Annotated in this window: 14 protein-coding genes; 8 read left to right on the top strand and 6 right to left on the bottom strand. The window is 73.1% G+C overall.

Translation table 11 applies throughout. The annotated features are described in order from the left end of the window. Window positions 1-3: 3 nt before the first annotated feature. Both AB0C01_RS15755 and AB0C01_RS15750 read right to left on the bottom strand, forming a co-directional pair. A complete protein-coding gene (locus AB0C01_RS15755; RefSeq protein ID WP_357571463.1) occupies window positions 4-708 on the bottom strand; it encodes a hypothetical protein in 705 nt (234 codons plus the stop codon). A gap of 31 nt (window positions 709-739) precedes the next feature. Then, entirely contained in the window at window positions 740-1195 is a 456-nt protein-coding gene (locus AB0C01_RS15750) for an SRPBCC family protein (RefSeq protein ID WP_357571462.1), read from the bottom strand. A 186-nt stretch (window positions 1196-1381) separates the two neighbouring features. Between AB0C01_RS15750 and AB0C01_RS15745 the strand changes: the two genes are divergently transcribed. The 7 genes from AB0C01_RS15745 (at window position 1382) to AB0C01_RS15715 (ending at window position 9878) form a co-directional block, all read left to right on the top strand. Further along, on the top strand, window positions 1382-3196 hold the full coding sequence (locus AB0C01_RS15745) for a long-chain fatty acid--CoA ligase (protein WP_357571461.1): 1815 nt from the start codon (window positions 1382-1384) through the stop codon (window positions 3194-3196). Between the two features lie 14 nt (window positions 3197-3210). Next, entirely contained in the window at window positions 3211-4899 is a 1689-nt protein-coding gene (locus AB0C01_RS15740; RefSeq protein WP_357245149.1) for a GAF domain-containing sensor histidine kinase, read from the top strand. Between the two features lie 7 nt (window positions 4900-4906). Then, a complete protein-coding gene (locus AB0C01_RS15735) occupies window positions 4907-5575 on the top strand; it encodes a response regulator transcription factor (RefSeq protein ID WP_007072219.1) in 669 nt (222 codons plus the stop codon). 188 nt (window positions 5576-5763) lie between these two features. Continuing rightward, window positions 5764-6573: an SAM-dependent methyltransferase gene (locus tag AB0C01_RS15730; RefSeq protein WP_357245147.1), complete on the top strand. Its 810-nt coding sequence runs from the start codon at window positions 5764-5766 to the stop codon at window positions 6571-6573. A gap of 79 nt (window positions 6574-6652) precedes the next feature. Further along, the gene (locus AB0C01_RS15725) at window positions 6653-8311 is read left to right on the top strand and encodes a bifunctional diguanylate cyclase/phosphodiesterase (protein ID WP_357245213.1); all 1659 of its coding nucleotides are present in this window, start codon (window positions 6653-6655) and stop codon (window positions 8309-8311) included. A gap of 299 nt (window positions 8312-8610) precedes the next feature. Beyond that, window positions 8611-9195, top strand: a complete 585-nt coding sequence (locus AB0C01_RS15720) for a TetR/AcrR family transcriptional regulator (protein ID WP_357245145.1) — start codon at window positions 8611-8613, stop codon at window positions 9193-9195. A 20-nt stretch (window positions 9196-9215) separates the two neighbouring features. Then, window positions 9216-9878 carry a lysophospholipid acyltransferase family protein gene (locus AB0C01_RS15715; protein WP_357571460.1) on the top strand — a complete coding sequence of 221 codons (663 nt, stop codon included), beginning with the start codon at window positions 9216-9218 and terminating at the stop codon, window positions 9876-9878. A gap of 7 nt (window positions 9879-9885) precedes the next feature. Here the strand turns inward: AB0C01_RS15715 and AB0C01_RS15710 are convergent, their stop codons facing one another. The 4 genes from AB0C01_RS15710 to AB0C01_RS15695 form a co-directional block, all read right to left on the bottom strand. Further along, the gene (locus AB0C01_RS15710; protein WP_357571459.1) at window positions 9886-11010 is read right to left on the bottom strand and encodes a glycosyltransferase family 4 protein; all 1125 of its coding nucleotides are present in this window, start codon (window positions 11008-11010) and stop codon (window positions 9886-9888) included. Next, entirely contained in the window at window positions 11007-12266 is a 1260-nt protein-coding gene (locus AB0C01_RS15705; RefSeq protein WP_357245139.1) for a M48 family metallopeptidase, read from the bottom strand. Before AB0C01_RS15705 ends, AB0C01_RS15710 begins: the two co-directional genes overlap by 4 nt. Before the next feature lie 102 nt (window positions 12267-12368). Further along, entirely contained in the window at window positions 12369-12587 is a 219-nt protein-coding gene (locus AB0C01_RS15700; protein WP_357245137.1) for a hypothetical protein, read from the bottom strand. Between the two features lie 207 nt (window positions 12588-12794). Continuing rightward, the gene (locus AB0C01_RS15695) at window positions 12795-14264 is read right to left on the bottom strand and encodes an NYN domain-containing protein (protein ID WP_357245135.1); all 1470 of its coding nucleotides are present in this window, start codon (window positions 14262-14264) and stop codon (window positions 12795-12797) included. A 127-nt stretch (window positions 14265-14391) separates the two neighbouring features. Here AB0C01_RS15695 and AB0C01_RS15690 point away from each other — a divergent pair, with 127 nt between their 5' ends. Then, window positions 14392-16146, top strand: coding sequence for a DEDD exonuclease domain-containing protein (locus tag AB0C01_RS15690; protein WP_357245133.1), 1755 nt, complete (start codon window positions 14392-14394; stop codon window positions 16144-16146). Window positions 16147-16205: the final 59 nt, after the last annotated feature.

Raw genomic sequence — 16205 nt, 5'->3', positions numbered from 1 at the left:
CGCTCAGGCGCCGTCGCCCGGTGCCTGCGCACCGGTGTCGTCCGGCACCCGCGAAGCGGGCACCGCGGGATGAGTGGTCGGTGCCGGTACGGTCGCCGGCCCGGCGTCGTCGACGGGTGGTACGGCGGCCGGGGCGAGTGGGTCCGCCGTCCGGGTGGCGACCGACCAGACATCCCGCTCCGGCGCCGGCTGAGAATCATGCCCGCTGCGGGTGGCATCGCGCCACACGTGTTCGTCGCCGGTCGCGCTGGACGGGTCGCCGAGGGCTGGCTCGGGGAGCACATCGTCGGTGCTCGCGGCGGGTGCCGGTGGTGGCGCGAAGGAGGGTTCGGAGGTCCCACCGGAGGGACTCGTCGGGGACGGCTGCGCCGGGGAGAACGCGCGGAGCAGGCTGGCGACGCCCGCTGCCAGGTCTCCGGCGCCGGTCGCGAGCCGTTCGGCGAATTCCGGACTCGGGTCTCGTAACGCGGCGATGCCCCGACAGACCGGGCAGACGCAGCATTCGGCCGATCCGGTGGCGAAAGCACCGCCGGTACCGGGACGTCCCCCCGCGTCGTTACTGTGACCGAGGACACCGGACAACATCCCGCCCAGCGAGCCGAACGCGCCGCCCGCCGAGCCGGCGGAGGCCAGTCGCGCCCCCGCGAGCAGGGTGGCTACCAACCGCTCCGCCTCTTCCCGGGCCGAACCCGGATCTGTTCCGCCCACCCTCGGCTCCTCCACCGTGCCAACGACCCCGTCAGTGCGCCGCACCGGGTGCTTCTACCCGGCGCTTGAGCTGCTTCAACGCGGTATCCATGATCACCTTCTCGGCCTTGCGCCGAAACATCCCGAGCATCCCCACCGACAGGTCGACCTCCAGCGTGTAGGTCACCGTCGTGCTGCCGTCCGGGTTACCCACCAGGTCGTACGAACCGCGCTGGGACTTCTGCATCTTCGAGGGAGCGACCAGGTGCCACTCGATCCGGGAGAGGTCCTCGGCGTACTCGTAGGCGAGCACGTACTCGTCGGCCATCACCCCGGCGTCGATGGTGAAGCGCACCTGGCTGGCGTAGCCGTCCTCGTACGCCTCGACGACCTCGGCGCGGCGGACCGCGTCGGTCCACTCCGGGTATGCCGCGAAGTCGCAGATGACCGCCGTCACCCGATCCGGTGCGGCGCCGATGATGATCGACTGGGTGGAGGAGTCCGCCATGGGGGGAGGCTACCCGGCGGGCCGCGGGCGCACGCCGCGCCGCCCCCGCCGCGCCGCCAGCGGCCCGCAGGGCGCCAGGACAGCGCCGGGCGTTAGCGGTGTGCCCGTGCTCACCGGGTAGGTTTCGACACAGCCACCGCCCGTCGGCGGTGCCGGCCCGGCCAGTGCGAGCACGAAGGAGTGCAGGTGCGCGAGTTCTCCGTCCCGCCGATCGTCACCGTTGGCGACGCGGCCAACCTCACCGATCCGGTCTGGGACAACGCCGAGGTCGCGCCCGACGCCGTCCAGTTCGCCCGCCCCACCCCCGGCGCCGAGGGCGCCGTCACCGTCTGGGCCGAGGTGACCTGCCGGCAGTTCCGCGACGAGGTGGCCGCGGTGGCCCGTGGCTTGATCGCCGCCGGCATCGAACCAGGCGTCCGCGTCGGGCTGATGAGCCGCACCCGGTACGAGTGGACGCTGCTGGACTACGCCATCTGGACCGTCGGAGCGGTCACCGTGCCGATCTACGAGACGTCCAGCGCCGAACAGGCCGCGTGGATCATCGAGGATTCCAACGCGGTCGCCGTCGTGGTGGAGACCGACGCGCACGCCGCCCTGATCGCCGGCGTCCGACACCGGCTGCCCGAGTTGGACCACGTCTGGCAGATCGACCTCGGCGGGGTCGACCAACTGGTCAGCACCGGCGCCACGGTCGAGCTGGCCGAGGTCGAACGGCGACGCAAGGCGGTCGGCGCCGACGACCTGGCCACGATCATCTACACCAGCGGCACCACCGGCCGCCCCAAGGGCTGCGTGCTCACCCACCGCAACATGTACGCCGACATCGCCAACGCCGTGCCGGTGCTGCCGAACCTGTTCCACGCCGGCGCGTCCACCCTGCTCTTCCTCCCGCTGGCGCACGCCTTCGCCCGGCTGATCCAGATCGGCGTCGTGCAGGCGCGGGCCACCATGGCCCACTGCGCCGACACCAAGAACCTGGTCGCCGAGTTGCAGGCGTTCCGGCCGACCTTCGTGCTCTCCGTACCCCGGGTGTTCGAGAAGGTCTACAACGCGGCCAAGCAGAAGGCCGAGGCCGACGGCAAGGGCGGCATCTTCGCCCGCGCCGAGCAGGTCGCCATCTCGTACAGCGAGGCGCTGGAGACCCCGGGCGGACCGGGTCTGGCGTTGCGCGCCCAGCACGTGGTCTTCGACCGGCTGGTCTACGGCAAGCTGCGCGCCGCGCTCGGTGGGCGCTGCCGCGACGCCATCTCCGGCGGCGCGCCGCTCGGCGCCCGGCTCGGTCACTTCTTCCGCGGCATCGGCGTGACGGTCCTGGAGGGCTACGGCCTGACCGAGACCTCGCCCGCCGCCGCGGCGAACCTGCCGACCGGCGCCCGGATCGGCACCGTCGGCCGCCCACTGCCCGGCGTGACCGTACGGATCGAGGACGACGGCGAGATCCTGATCTCCGGTGCGCTGGTCTTCCAGGGTTACTGGCGCAACGAGACGGCGACCGCCGAGACGCTCAGCACCGACGGCTGGTTCCGCACCGGCGACCTGGGCCAGCTCGACGCCGACGGCTACCTGAGCATCACCGGGCGCAAGAAGGAGCTGATCGTCACCGCCAGCGGCAAGAACGTCGCCCCGGCGGTGCTGGAGGACCTGGTCCGGGCACACCCGTTGATCAGCCAGTGCGTCGTCGTCGGTGACCGCAAGCCGTTCATCGCGGCGCTTGTCACCGTCGACGAGGAGGCGCTCCCGGCCTGGCTGGAAGGCGTCGGGATGCCCGCCGACACCCCCGTCGAGCAGCTCCGCGAGCACGAGGCCCTGCTCCGGGAGATCCAGACCGCCATCGACACCGCCAACCAGGCCGTGTCCAAGGCCGAGGCGATCAAGATGTTCCGGGTCCTGCCCCGCGACTTCACCGAGGCGACCGGCGAGCTGACCCCGTCGCTCAAGGTCAAGCGCCAGGTCGTCCACACGACGTACGCGGCGGACATCGCCGAGATCTACCGAGGCTGACTACCATCCGTCACGTGCCCGCATCCACAGCCACCGCACCGCACCCGCATCCCCTCGCCGCGGCCGCCCGCCTGGTGATGCTGGCGCTGATCGCCGTCCTGACCATCTTCGCCACCCGCGACCTCAGCCAGCTGTGGTGGATCGCGCTCCTGGCGGTGGCCGGGCTCCCGTCCCTGCTGGCCCCGCAGCACCGGCTGATCGCGCCGCTGAGCCGGGTGGCCGAGGTGGTGGTGCTGGGCCTGGCCGCGAGCCAGGTGGCCGCGGTGGCGTCGATCGGCACGGTCGCCGGGCTCGGCGCCTCGGCGGTGCTGCCCTACCTGGCGGTCCCGGTGACCGTCACCGCGCTGCGCCGCCACTTCTCCGAGGGCACCGCCCTGCTCGCGGTCACCGCAGCCACCCTGCTGGTCAGCGGTGCGCTCACCACTGTCGGCGGAGAGCTCCAGCTCGGCCAGCCGGGCTACCTCGCGGTCTGCGCGCAGTGGCTCATCCTGGCGGCGCTGGGGCTCTACGCCGCCGGCACCCTGCACCGGGTGATGGCCGTCCGTAACGAGGGCAAACCCCAGCCGTACGCCGAGGCGACCAGGCTGCTGACCCAGCTGCGGACGGTGGCCCGGCAGTTGCCCGGCGCCACCCTGGACCCGGGCGGCATCTCCGAGCACCTGCTGGAGGAGTTGCGCACGGTGGCCCAGGCCGACCGGGGCGCGGTGCTCTCGGCCAGTGGCGGCGGCCGGCTCGTGGTGCTCGCCCAGGCCGGCGTCGACCGGGTGGACTGGGAGACGACGCTGGACGCCGACTCGGCCATCGCCGACGCCTGGGCCAGCCAGCAGGCCACGACGGCCGCGCGCTCGCAGTCCCGCTCACACCGTGGCGGCGACGTGTCCGCGCTGATCGTTCCGCTGGTCGCCGGGGTCCGCACGGTCGGGCTGGTGGTGCTGGAGGCGGACGCCGCGCACGCGTACCCACCTCCGGTGGTGTCCCGGGTGACCGCGCTGACCCGCCCGGCCGCGCTGCGGCTGGAGGCGGCGCTGCTCTTCGACGAGGTGCGCTCGCTGGCCACCAACGAGGAACGGCAGCGGCTGGCCCGGGAGATCCACGACGGGGTGGCGCAGGAGTTGGTGATGGTCGGCTACGGCATCGACAACGCCATGGCCACCGTCTTCGACGACGCCGACGAGACCGCCGAGGCCCTGCGTACGCTGCGCACCGAGGTGACCCGGGTGATCCAGGAGCTGCGGCTGAGCCTCTTCGAGCTGCGCAGTGAGGTGGACCGGCAGGGCGGGCTGGCCGCCGCCATCGCCGAGTACGCGCGCACCGTGGGCGCGTCCGGCGGACTGCGGGTGCACCTCTCGCTGGACGAGTCCACCGCCCGGCTGCCGGCCGCCACCGAGGCCGAGTTGCTGCGCATCGCCCAGGAGGCGGTGACCAACGCGCGCAAGCACGCCGGCGCCTCGAATTTGTGGGTCACGTGCGAGGTCGACCCCCCGTACGCCCAAATAGAAGTGTCGGATGACGGTCAGGGGATGGCTGACCAGCGCCCCGACGGACGGTACGGTCTTGCGATCATGGCCGAGAGGGCGGAACGTATCCGGGGCCGGTTGGAGATCAGGCCGCGGCAACCCAGCGGCACTACCGTGGCCGTGGTTGTTGGCACCTCGTCCCGCCGAGATAACGTGCGCGACAGCGCAGCACCAGAAGGGGAGTAACCCGAGGATGACCACAAGTCCGACACCGGCCACCCGCACCAAGGTCCTCCTTGTTGACGATCATGACCTGATTCGCAAGGGCCTGCGCCACGCCTTCGAGCGCGACCGGCAGTTCGAGGTCGTCGGTGAGGCCGCCACGGCGGCGGAGGGCGTACGCCAGGCCGGTGCCCTGCAGCCGGACGTGGTGATCATGGATCTGCGGCTGCCCGACGGCAGCGGCCTGGAGGCCACCCGCGCGCTGCGCAAGTCCAGCGCGTCGATGGGCATCGTGGTGCTGACCATGTACGCCGGCGACGACCAGCTCTTCGGTGCTCTGGAGGCCGGTGCGAGTGCCTTCGTGCCGAAGACCGCCCCGGCCGACGAGGTGGTGGCCGCCGCGCGGCACGCCGCCTCCTCCCCCAGCGCGTTCACCGCCGCCGACCTGGCCGAGGCGATGAAGCGCCGGCTCGCGCCGTCCGGCCCGCAGTTGTCTCCCCGGGAGGGGCAGGTGCTGCGGCTGCTCGCCGACGGGATGAGCGTGGCCGGCATCGCCAAGCAGCTGTTCGTCAGCGAGTCCACGGCCAAGACGCACATCTCGAAGCTCTACGAGAAGCTCGGCGCGGCCAACCGGGCCCAGGCGCTGATGACCGCGCTGCGGCTCGGCCTGCTCGAAGCACCGGACGCGCCGAAGTTCTGACCCGCCCCCGCTCCTTCAGCGGGACCGCACGACCGACGGTCCGCGCCGGCTTCGGCCAGCGCGGGCCGTCGCGTATCGACCGACGTCGGCGGGTAACCTCCCGCACGCTATGGTCTGGCGTGCGTGGCGGGTGCACAATACCCGCGCGGGCGACGACGCCCGCGTCGCGGACTCGAGGGGTGAATCGCATGCAGCGGCCGGACTGGGCACCCGACACCATCGACATCGAGCGCCCGAGTGTCGCGCGGATGTACGACTACTACCTCGGTGGCTCGCACAACTTCGCCGCGGACCGCGCCGCGGCGCAGGCGATGGTCGCGGCGGTGCCGGAGGCGCCGCTGATGGCCCAGGCCAACCGGGCGTTCCTGCGCCGGGCCGTGCACCATCTCGCCGAGGCCGGAATCCGGCAGTTCCTGGACATCGGCTCGGGCATCCCGACCGTCGGCAACGTGCACGAGATCGCCCAGCGGCTCGACCCGCGGTCCCGGGTGGTCTATGTGGACGTCGACCCGGTGGCGGTGGCGCACAGCCGCGAGATCCTCGCCGGCAACGACCGGACGGTGGTGGTGCAGGAGGACCTGCGGCACCCGGAGGCGATCCTGGCCCACCCGGAGGTCCGCAAGCTGCTCGACCTGAGCCAACCGGTGGCCGTGATGGTCGTGGCCGTCCTGCACTTCGTCTCCGACGACGACCGACCGGCGGAGCTGCTGCGGACGCTGCGTGACGCCTTGGCCCCCGGCAGCTATCTGGTGCTGTCGCAGGCCAGCGACGACGGTCGCAGCGACGACGAGCGCGCCGAGGCGGAACGGGTCTACCGACGCACCGACAATCCGCTGTGGATCCGTAATCGAGCTGAGCTGACCGCACTCTTCGACGGGTTCGAGCTGCTCGACCCCGGCGTGGTGTGGGTGCCCCAGTGGCGACCGGACACCCCGGAGAGCGCGGAGGACGCCGAGCGCGCGGTCTTCATGGGCGGCGTCGGGCGACTCGGTGACTGAGACGCCCGAGGCGGCCACCCGTCCGGGCACCTTCGCCCGCGCCTGGGCGAAGGCGGTCTCCGGCACCAGCTACCTGCCGATGACCCAGGCCCAGCTGGAAACCATGCTGGACCGGCTCACCGCACAACTGGCCGGCGCGTTGCTCACGGAGCCGTTCGACCTGCGCGCCGGGTACCGGGTCGGTGCCGAGTTGGTCGCCGCGCACATCGCCTCCGCGGAGGGGCTTGGTCGTACCGTCGAGGTCATCCAACTTCGGTTGGTGCGCGACCTGGGGTTGGTGGCCGAGGAGGTCGAGGACCGGATGGCCCGGCTGCTGGCGGCCGTGGCGACCGGTTACGCCCGCGCGCTGCGCGACCGCACTCTCGACGAGCAGGAGTCGATCCGCCGGGCCGCCATGCGGGCCCGGACGCAGGCCGAGCGGGCGCTGCGCGCCAGCGAGGCCCGGTTCCGGCATCAGGCCACCCACGACCCGCTCACCGGTCTGCCCAACCGGACGCTGTTCACCGAGCGGCTCACCGCGGCGCTCAACGAGCCCGGCCGGGGCGCGCAGCGGGTCGGGGTGTGCTTCCTGGACCTGGACCGCTTCAAGGTCGTCAACGACACCCTGGGGCACCAGGTCGGTGACCGGCTGCTGGTCACGGTGGCCGAACGGCTGTGTCGGGCCATGGGTGAGCATCTGGTGGCCCGGCTCGGCGGGGACGAGTTCGTCATCCTGGTGCAACACACCGGCGGCACCGACGACATGGTGGCGTTGGCCGAGAGCGCGCTGGCCGCGGTCCGGACACCGGCGCTCGTCGACGGGCACGAGCTGCAGATCTCGGCGAGCATCGGCATCGTCGAGCGTCAGGTGGCCGGGGCCAACCCCAGCGACCTGATGCGGGCCGCGGACAGCACCCTGCATTGGGCGAAGTCCGCCGGCGGGGCGCGCTGGGCGCTCTACGACGCCGAGCGCAACCAACGCGAACTGGCCCGGTACGCGCTTTCCGCGGCGATCCCCGCCGCGCTGGAGCGCGGCGAGTTCTACCTGGACTACCAGCCACTGACCTCACTGCGCGACGGCAGCCTGGTCGGCGTCGAGGCGCTGGTCCGCTGGCGTCACCCGGAGCTGGGGGTGCTGCGTCCGGACAGCTTCATCGGGTTGGCCGAGGAGACCGGCCTGATCATCCAGTTGGGCGGCTGGGTGCTGGCCGAGGCCTGCCGCGAGGCGGAGGCGTGGGCGGGCGGTACCGTCGCCGCACCCTTCATCAGCGTCAACCTGGCGGTACGGCAGGTACACCGGCCCGGGTTGGTGCAGGAGGTTCGCGCGCTCCTGCGGCAGACCGGCCTGCCGCCGGAGCGGCTCCAACTGGAGATCACCGAGAGCACGATGATGAGCACCGCCGAGGAGCCGGTCCGCGCCCTGCGGGTGCTGGCCGACCTCGGTGTACGGATCGCCATCGACGACTTCGGCACCGGCTACAGCAACCTGGCGTACCTCCGGGATCTGCCGGTGACCGAGTTGAAGGTCGCCGGGGAGTTCGTCGCCGGCCTGCGGTCGCCCTCGGTCGGCCGCACCGACGAGCGGATCCTCGCCTCGCTGGTCTCGCTCGCGCACGCGTTGGACCTGACGGTCACCGCCGAGGGTGTGGAGACCGCCGGGCAGGCCGAGCGGCTACGGGCGATCGGCTGCGACGCCGGCCAGGGCTGGCATTTCGGGCGTCCGGCCCCCGCCGACCGGATCCTGGCCCGCATCCGCTGAACCCCGGGCGCGGCCCAGCCCGGGCGCGAGCATGATCCACTCGTCTTTCATGAAGTCGGGGCATGCCTGGCACGGGCGGCGACTCTCGACGGCGCGAGGCTGAGCCCGTCCCGGTATCTCCATCGAGCGTGATGCCTGTGAGTCATCTTGATGACTCACAGGCATCACGTTGACCTGCGGCACTCGGCAGGTCATGACACGCCCGACGACAGTCCAACAGGCCCACCGACGAGGTGAACGAGCGCAGCACCACGCCGACCGAGATAGACAGCGTCTACCGCTACTGGTAGACAATGTCTATGGACGCGGACGAGGCAGGCCTGCGCGGTCGGCTGGTGGCCGCCGGGGTGGACCTGGTGCTGCACGAGGGTCAGGCGGCGGTGTCACTGCGGGAGATCGCGCGCCGTGCCGGCGTCTCGCACGGCGCGCCGCGCCGCTATTTCCCCACCCACGTCGACCTGCTCTCCGCCATCGCCCGGGAGGGCTTCGCCGACCTCACCGCCCGCGTCGAGCAGACGATGCGCGATGTCGACCCGGACCCGCGTACCCGACTGGCCGCGCTGGCCCGGACGTACCTGGACTTCGCGGCTGCCCACCGCGGCATGTTCGAGCTGATGTTCCGCCACGACCTGCTGGACAGCGGCCGGCTGCGGCTGCGCGAGACGAGCCTGCCGCTGTTCACCGCGCTGGCCGACCTGGTGGCGCAGGTGCGCCGGCCCACCGACGCCCCCGCGCCGGTGCTCGCCGGCGCGCTCTGGGCCAACCTGCACGGCATCGCCCAGCTCTGGGCCTGGGGCAGCCTGCCCCTGGCCACCGGCGTCACCGACGACGACACCCTGCTGCACGCCGCGCTGGAGGCCCACCTCGGCCCGGCGCGAGCCTGAAGCTCGACCCCGGAGGACACGTGCCCCTGCTGTACGACGTCGCCAAGCTGACCGTCGGCGCCGCGCTCCGGATGGGCTGGCGGCCCCACGTGGAGGGGCTTGAGCATCTGCCCGGACACGGCGGCGCCATCCTCGCCGGCAACCACCTGTCCGTCGCCGACGAGTGGTTCCTTGTCACCTCGACGCCCCGGCACGTCACCTTCTGGGCGAAGGTCGAGTACTTCAACGGCCGCGGTCCGGGCGGCTGGCTCAACCGGCGGATCGTCGCCGGGATGGGCGCCATCCCGGTCGAACGCGCCGGAGGCCGGGCCGCCCTGCGGGCTCTCGACGCCGCCGTACCGGTGCTGCGCGCCGGTGGCCTGGTCGCGATCTACCCGGAGGGCACCCGCTCCCCGGACGGACGGCTCTACCGGGGCCGCGTCGGGATGACCCGGCTGGCCCGCGACGCCGGAGTGCCGATCATTCCGGTCGGCGTGCTCGGCACCGCCGAGGTGCTGCCGGTCGACGCACGGCTGCCCCGTCGACATCCGGTCACCCTGCGGTTCGGCCCGCCGATCCCGGTCGTCGACCGGATCCACGCGCCGCGGGACGTCCGGACGGTCACCGACGAGGTGATGGCGGAGATCCAGAAACTCACCGGCCAGGAGTACGTGCCGCACTACGCGCCGGCCCGGGAGAGCTGAACGGCGATCAACCGGCGAGCAGCGCCGCCATCCGTTCCGCCTGTGCCTCCCAGCGCCACTCCCGCTCCACCCAGGCCCGGCCGGCAGCGCCCAGCTGGCGGGCCAGGTCCCGATCGGCGAGCAAACGGGCCACCCGGTCGGCGAGCTGGGCCACGTCGCGCCCGCGTACGACGTAACCGGTCTCCCCCTCACGGACCGCGTCCGGTGCGCCCCCGGAGTCACCGGCCACCACCGGCAGGCCGGTCGCGGACGCCTCCAGGTAGACGATGCCCAGCCCCTCCACGTCGAGCCCCCGGTTGCGGGTGCGACACGGCATCGCGTAGACGTCGCCGGCCGCGTAGTGCGCCGGCAACTCGGCCGACGGCACCGAGCCGGTGAACACCACGTCCCGCTCCACACCGGTCTGTCGGGCCAGCTTCTCCAGGGTCGCCCGGTACGGACCACCGCCGACGATCAGCAGAGCCGCTTCGGGCACCCGGCGGCGGATCTCCGGGAGCGCCCGGATCAGCATGTCCTGACCCTTGCGCGGCACCAGCCGGGACACACAGACCACCACCGGACGGTCGGTCAACCCGAGCCGGGCCCGGACCTGCTCGCCGTCCACGGTCGGGTGGTAGGTGTCCACGTCGACCCCCGGGGCGAGCCGGCGCAGCTCGGTCACCCCGTCCAGCACGCGGGCCAGCCGGCTGCGGGTGTACTCGCCGAGATAGGTGGTGACATCCACACCCCGACCGATGCGCCGCAGCGCCGGCCGGGCGGCCGGCAACGCCGCCCAACCAATCTCGTGGCCGTGGGTCTGCGCCACCACCCGGCGTACGCCGGCACGCCGACGCAGGCCGGCGGCGAGCAACCCCAAGGGGGCCGCCGCACCGAACCACACCGTGTCGCAGTCGTACGCGCGCGCCAACCGCGCCGCCCTGCGGGCGATCAACGGGGTGGGCAGCAGCACCCGGGTGCGTTCCCGGATCACCTCGAACGGCTGGTCGGCGTCGAACTTCTCGGCCCCCCGCCAGCTCGACGCGTAAACGACCACCGAACCGGCCGGTTGCCGCACCGCGAGGTTGTGCACGAAGGACTGGATGCCGCCCGGACGGGGCGGGAAATCGTTGGTGATCAACAGTGTGCGGCTCATCGGCCGGCCTCCCGGGCGTACGCGCGCGCGGCGGCCATCCGCTCGACGGTGGACGGATGCGAGGCCGAGTAGAGGTATTCCCAGCGTGGCGGATCGGGGTCGCCGAGGTTGACCGAGCCGAGCCGGCGCTGCATCGACTCGAACGCCTGCGGGTCACGGGTCAGCGCGAGCGCGTGTGCGTCGGCCCGCGCCTCCACCCGTCGCGACATCAGCGCCTGCACCGGCGCGGCGACCAGGCCGGCCACCGTGACGAGTGCCAGCAGTAACGGAAACGCGCGTGGCTGGGCGACCGAGTCGACGCCGGCCAGCCGCAACAGTGGCCCCCACGAGCCGAGCAGATAGAGCGCCACCACGGCCGCCGCGGCGCCCAGCGCCCCGGTCAGCGTGCCCACCGTCACGTCGGAGTCCTTCGCGTGCCCAAGCTCGTGCGCGACCACGGCGGTCACCTCGGCCGGGGTCGCCTCGCGCAGCAGCGTGTCGTAGACGACCACCCGACGGGTCGGCCCGAGACCGGAGACGTACGCGTTGACCGCCTTGGTGCGCCGGGACGCGTCGGCGACCAGCACGTCGCGCACCGGCACCCCGTCGCGGGCGGCCATGCTCATCAGCTCGGTACGCAGCGGACCCTGCTCCATCGGCGTGAACTTGTTGAACACCGGCTCCACCAGCACCGGCAGCACGAACGACAGCAGCACCACCAGCAGAGCCGCACCCGCCGCGCCGAACGCCCACCACCAGCGCGGCGCGAACCGGATCACCGCGTAGAAGCCGACGAGCGCCACCGCGCCGATCACCGCGCTGACCGCGTACGACTTCAGCAGGTCGACCGCCCAGCCACTCCAGCCGTTGGTGCTCAACCCGTAGCGGGTGAGTACGCTCTGGCGCCAGGCGGCGAACGGCAGCGTCACCAGGTCGGCGACGAGCATCACGGCCAGCCCACCGAGCACCGCCTGCGCGACCCAGTGCCCCCCGAACGGCCGGCCCACCAGCTCGACCAGGCGACTGCCCAGCGGGGTCAGCCCGAGCGCGAGAGCGACGAGCAGCCCCACGGCGAGCGCGGTGTAACCGCCCGGGCGCAGCGCGGCTCGGAACTCCCGCCCCTTGGCCACCTGCTCGGCCGGCAGGTCACGCAGCGCGGCGAGCTGGTCGGCCCGCGGGGCCGGCGGTCGGTGCCACGGGATGAGCAGCGCGGCGATCACGACAAGCGCGATGGTCAGCCCGGCCAGGGTCAGCAGCGCCCACCCGCGCGGGGTCACCGCGTCACCGCCCGTCGTACCCCGCTCATCGCGCCGCTCCTCCCGCCGTGACCGCTCATCCTATGGTCCGCGAGAAGCCCGCTTCCGGGCACGGTGTCGCGCTCAGGCGATCCGGCGGACAGCACGGCGGCGAGCCGCCGCGGTACGCGTGGGCGCGGCCAACACCTCCACGTCGAAACCGGCGCGGGCGAGCACCTCGATCGCCTCCACCTCGGCGGCGACCAGCCCGGCGGCCGGGGACGTCTCGTCGAACAGGGCGGTGAGCGGGCAGCCGGAGCAGCCGGCGTCCCGCTTCGCGCACCCGTCGCAGTCGATGAGCATCACGCCTCCTGATCGCTCGCGACGCACGGTCGGCGCACCCTGCCGTCGCCGACCGAGCACCGTCGGTCACATCGACGCTAACCACCGGGTACGACAGAAACCGCGTCCGACCGTCCGTTTGGGGGCGAGATCCACTCCAGTTCAACGAAAACGGGCCATCCCACGCGGTCGGACACCCCGACATCATGGAACTCGAGTCGACGGCGGTCAGGAGCGGGCGAGCCGCCGCAGCAGCGAGTCGGCACCCAGCGGGTAGGCGCCGTGCCGGCGTACCCCGTCGGCGACCTCACGGTCGGACGAGACCACCACCACCGGCCGCCCCGCCGGCTCGGCGCGGACCAGTCGCCGGATCAGCTCGTCGGCGGTCTCGCCCTTGCGGGAGAACAGCACCCGGACGCCGCGCGGCGCGGGCGGCAGCCCGTGCATCCGCTCGGCGCCGTCGAAGACCACGGTGACCTCGTCGCCGGTCTGCGCGGCGATCCCGCCCAGCCCGGTGATCAGGCGTTTGCGCTGCTGCTCCAGCGACATCTCGCCGAAGCCGCGCTTGGTGACGTTGTAGCCGTCCACCACGAGGTGTGCCCGGGGCAGAGCGAGCAGTTGGTCGAGCCGCGCCGGGTCGTCGGTGTCGCGGGCACGTGCGGCGGGGCTGGCCGGAGCGGTGCCCGGCTGCTCGGCGAACGCGTCGGCGACGAAGTCGGCGGGGAGTTTGTCGACCGGGTCGAGCGCCAGCTCGCGGCGCAGCCCGACGGCGGCCTGGCCGATGGTCTCCAGCAGCAGCCAGAGCCGGGCGTCGTCGACCGAGCGGGCTTCCTTGGCGCTGGCCCGGGCCACCCCGGCGGCGGCCTCCGCCTCCGCCAGTCGGGCGCGGGCGCGGCGCAGCTCGGCGTCGACGTCGGCGCTGGCGCGCGCGGCCCGGCCGCGCTCGGTGGCCAGCAGTTCGGTGGCCTTGCGTTCACGGGCCTGGGTCTCCCGGAGGGTGCGGGCGACCTGCCGGGACTCCTCACGGAGCTGACCCAGCTCCTCGCGGACGCGGGCCAGCTCGTCGCGCAGCTTCTCCGCCTCGACCCGGGCCACCGCCCGGTCGTGTTCGGCGCGGGTGGCCCGCTGCTCGGCCTCGCGGACCAGCTCGGCGACGACCGCGCTGTCCGCCTCGGCACGCACGGCGGCACCGCTGGCGTCGATCAGCTCCCGCCAGCCGCGCGGCCGGGCCAGGTAGGCCAGCGCGGCGACCTCGACCGGGTCGGCGGCGGCGGGCGCGGTGCCCTCGACGACGGCGGCCCCGAGGTCGCCGGCGTCGGCCAGGACCCGGGCGGTGACCCGCTGCCGGAACAGCGGGTCGGCGGTGAGCTGGGCGGCGATGGCCGGCGCGCCGAGCCGGGCACGCCGGTTCGGGGCGAACTTGGCCACCCGACGCAACGGCACCGGCACCTCGTCGGCGGGCAGGGTGGGCAGGACCGTGGCGGTCAGCGTCACGATCCGCTGCCGGACCGGCTCGGGCAGCGTCGGCTCGGGCAGCGTCGGCTCCGGCTCACCAGCCGCGCCGTCGCCCGCCGTGGTCGGGTCGGATGCGTCGGATGTCGCGCTGACTACGTTGTCGTCCGGGTTGCTGGCGGCCCCGTCGAGCGCGACCAGATCCTCCTGCGGGAGGTGGTCGTCGGACGGCTCGGTGAGGGGCATGTGGCAAGTCTCCCACCGCGGCCGGGCCCACCGCCCGGTGAGTGAGCCGATCTCTCATCCTAGCCCCATGGTGACTGGTGGGACGGCTGCGACGCGAGTGTCGGACCGACGCGCTAGCGTGCCGCCGATGGCACAGGCGGAGTACGTCCAGGAGTCACTGGCCGGTCTCGACCCGACGGTGGGCGGGGTGGACCCGGCGTTGCCGCTCTACGCGACCACCTTCGTGGTGGTCGACCTGGAGACCACCGGCGGCGCGCCGGACGGCGGCGGCATCACCGAGATCGGGGCGGTCCGGGTGCGCGGTGGCGAACAGTTGGGGGTGTTGGCCACCCTGGTCAACCCGGGGCAGCCGATCCCGCCGTTCATCACCGTGCTGACCGGCATCACCCAGGCGATGCTGGTGCCGGCGCCGCCGATCGAGCAGGTGCTGCCCAGCTTCCTGGAGTTCATCGCCGACGCGGTGCTGGTGGCCCACAACGCCCCCTACGACGTGGGCTTCCTCAAGGCGGCCTGCGCCAAGCACGGCTACCGCTGGCCCAACCCCCGGGTCCTGGACACGGCGGCGCTGGCCCGCCGGGTGCTGACCCGCGACGAGGTGCCCAACCGCAAGCTGGGCACCCTGGCCGCCTACTTCCGCACCGCCACCCAGCCCACCCACCGGGCCCTCGACGACGCGAAGGCGACGGTCGACGTGCTGCACGGGCTGATCGGTCGGCTCGGCGGGCACCGGGTGGACACGGTCGGCGACGCCATCGAGTTCGCCCGCGCGGTCACCCCGACCCAACGCCGCAAACGGCACCTGGCCGAGGGGCTGCCCAAGGTCCCGGGGGTCTACATCTTCCGGGCCGCCGACGACCGCCCGCTCTACGTGGGCACCTCCGTCGACATCGCCACCCGGGTGCGCAGCTACTTCACCGCCGGGGAGAAGCGCGCCCGGATCTCCGAGATGCTGGCGGCGGCCGAGCGGGTCGAGGCGGTGGAGTGCGCGCACTCGCTGGAGGCGGAGGTCCGCGAGCTGCGGTTGATCGCCGCGCACGCCCCGCCGTACAACCGACGGTCGAAATACCCGGAGCGGATGGTCTGGCTCAAGCTGACCGACGGTCCCTATCCCCGGCTCTCGATCGTCCGCGACCTCTCCCCCACCGACACCGCGTACCTCGGCCCGTTCACCTCCCGGCGGGCCGCGGAGCTGGCCGCCGCCGGTTTCCACGACGCCGTGCCGCTGCGCCAGTGCACGCACCGGCTCTCGCTGCGCACCGTCACGCCGGCCTGCGCGCTGGCCGAGCTGGGTCGCTGCCCGGCGCCCTGCGAGCACAAGATCACCCCCGAGGAGTACGACGACAGAGCGGCCCGGCCCTTCCGCACCGCCACGACAAGTGACCCGCAGCCGGTGGTGGACGCACTGCTCGCCCGGATCGACGTGCTCTCGGCCGACCAGCGTTACGAGGAGGCCGCGGTGGTGCGGTCCCGGCTGACGGCGGTGCTGCGGGCCACCGTGCGGATGCAGCGGCTGGCCGCGCTGACCGGGATCGTCGAGCTGGCCGCGGCCCGGCCGGCCGCCCGGGGCGGCTGGGAGTTGGCGCTGGTGCGGCACGGCCGGCTGGCCGGCGCGGGGGTGTCCCCGCCCGGCGCGCACCCGCGACCCACGCTGGCCACCATCCGGGCCACCGCCGAAACGGTGGCCGGCGGGCACGGCCCGGTGCCGGCGGCGACCGCCGAGGAGTCCGAGCGGATCCTGTCCTGGTTGGAACGACCGGAGACCCGACTGGTCGAGATGTCCTCCGGTTGGTCGTCCCCGGTGGGCGGCGCGGGGCGCTTCCGTGACCTGCTGGCGAAGGCCGAGAACGGCGCGTCTCACCAACTCTCGACCGAACGCTCATGACCAACTGACCGATCGGACTACGTCGACTCGCTTAGGCTGTTAGAGGAGTGCAGTCCTGC

Source organism: Micromonospora sp. NPDC048905 (genome assembly GCF_040649655.1).
Classification (GTDB): domain Bacteria; phylum Actinomycetota; class Actinomycetes; order Mycobacteriales; family Micromonosporaceae; genus Micromonospora.
This window is presented reverse-complemented; position numbering and strand designations above follow the sequence as displayed.

Excerpts from the sequence above, each read along its gene's own strand:
- AB0C01_RS15725 (WP_357245213.1), top strand. The coding sequence starts at position 6,653 with ATGACCCAGGCCCAGCTGGAAACCATGCTGGACCGGCTCACCGCACAA.
- AB0C01_RS15750 (WP_357571462.1), bottom strand. The coding sequence starts at position 1,195 with ATGGCGGACTCCTCCACCCAGTCGATCATCATCGGCGCCGCACCGGAT.
- AB0C01_RS15690 (WP_357245133.1), top strand. The coding sequence starts at position 14,392 with ATGGCACAGGCGGAGTACGTCCAGGAGTCACTGGCCGGTCTCGACCCG.
- AB0C01_RS15720 (WP_357245145.1), top strand. The coding sequence starts at position 8,611 with ATGGACGCGGACGAGGCAGGCCTGCGCGGTCGGCTGGTGGCCGCCGGG.
- AB0C01_RS15735 (WP_007072219.1), top strand. The coding sequence starts at position 4,907 with ATGACCACAAGTCCGACACCGGCCACCCGCACCAAGGTCCTCCTTGTT.
- AB0C01_RS15695 (WP_357245135.1), bottom strand. The coding sequence starts at position 14,264 with ATGCCCCTCACCGAGCCGTCCGACGACCACCTCCCGCAGGAGGATCTG.
- AB0C01_RS15730 (WP_357245147.1), top strand. The coding sequence starts at position 5,764 with ATGCAGCGGCCGGACTGGGCACCCGACACCATCGACATCGAGCGCCCG.
- AB0C01_RS15700 (WP_357245137.1), bottom strand. The coding sequence starts at position 12,587 with ATGCTCATCGACTGCGACGGGTGCGCGAAGCGGGACGCCGGCTGCTCC.
- AB0C01_RS15710 (WP_357571459.1), bottom strand. The coding sequence starts at position 11,010 with ATGAGCCGCACACTGTTGATCACCAACGATTTCCCGCCCCGTCCGGGC.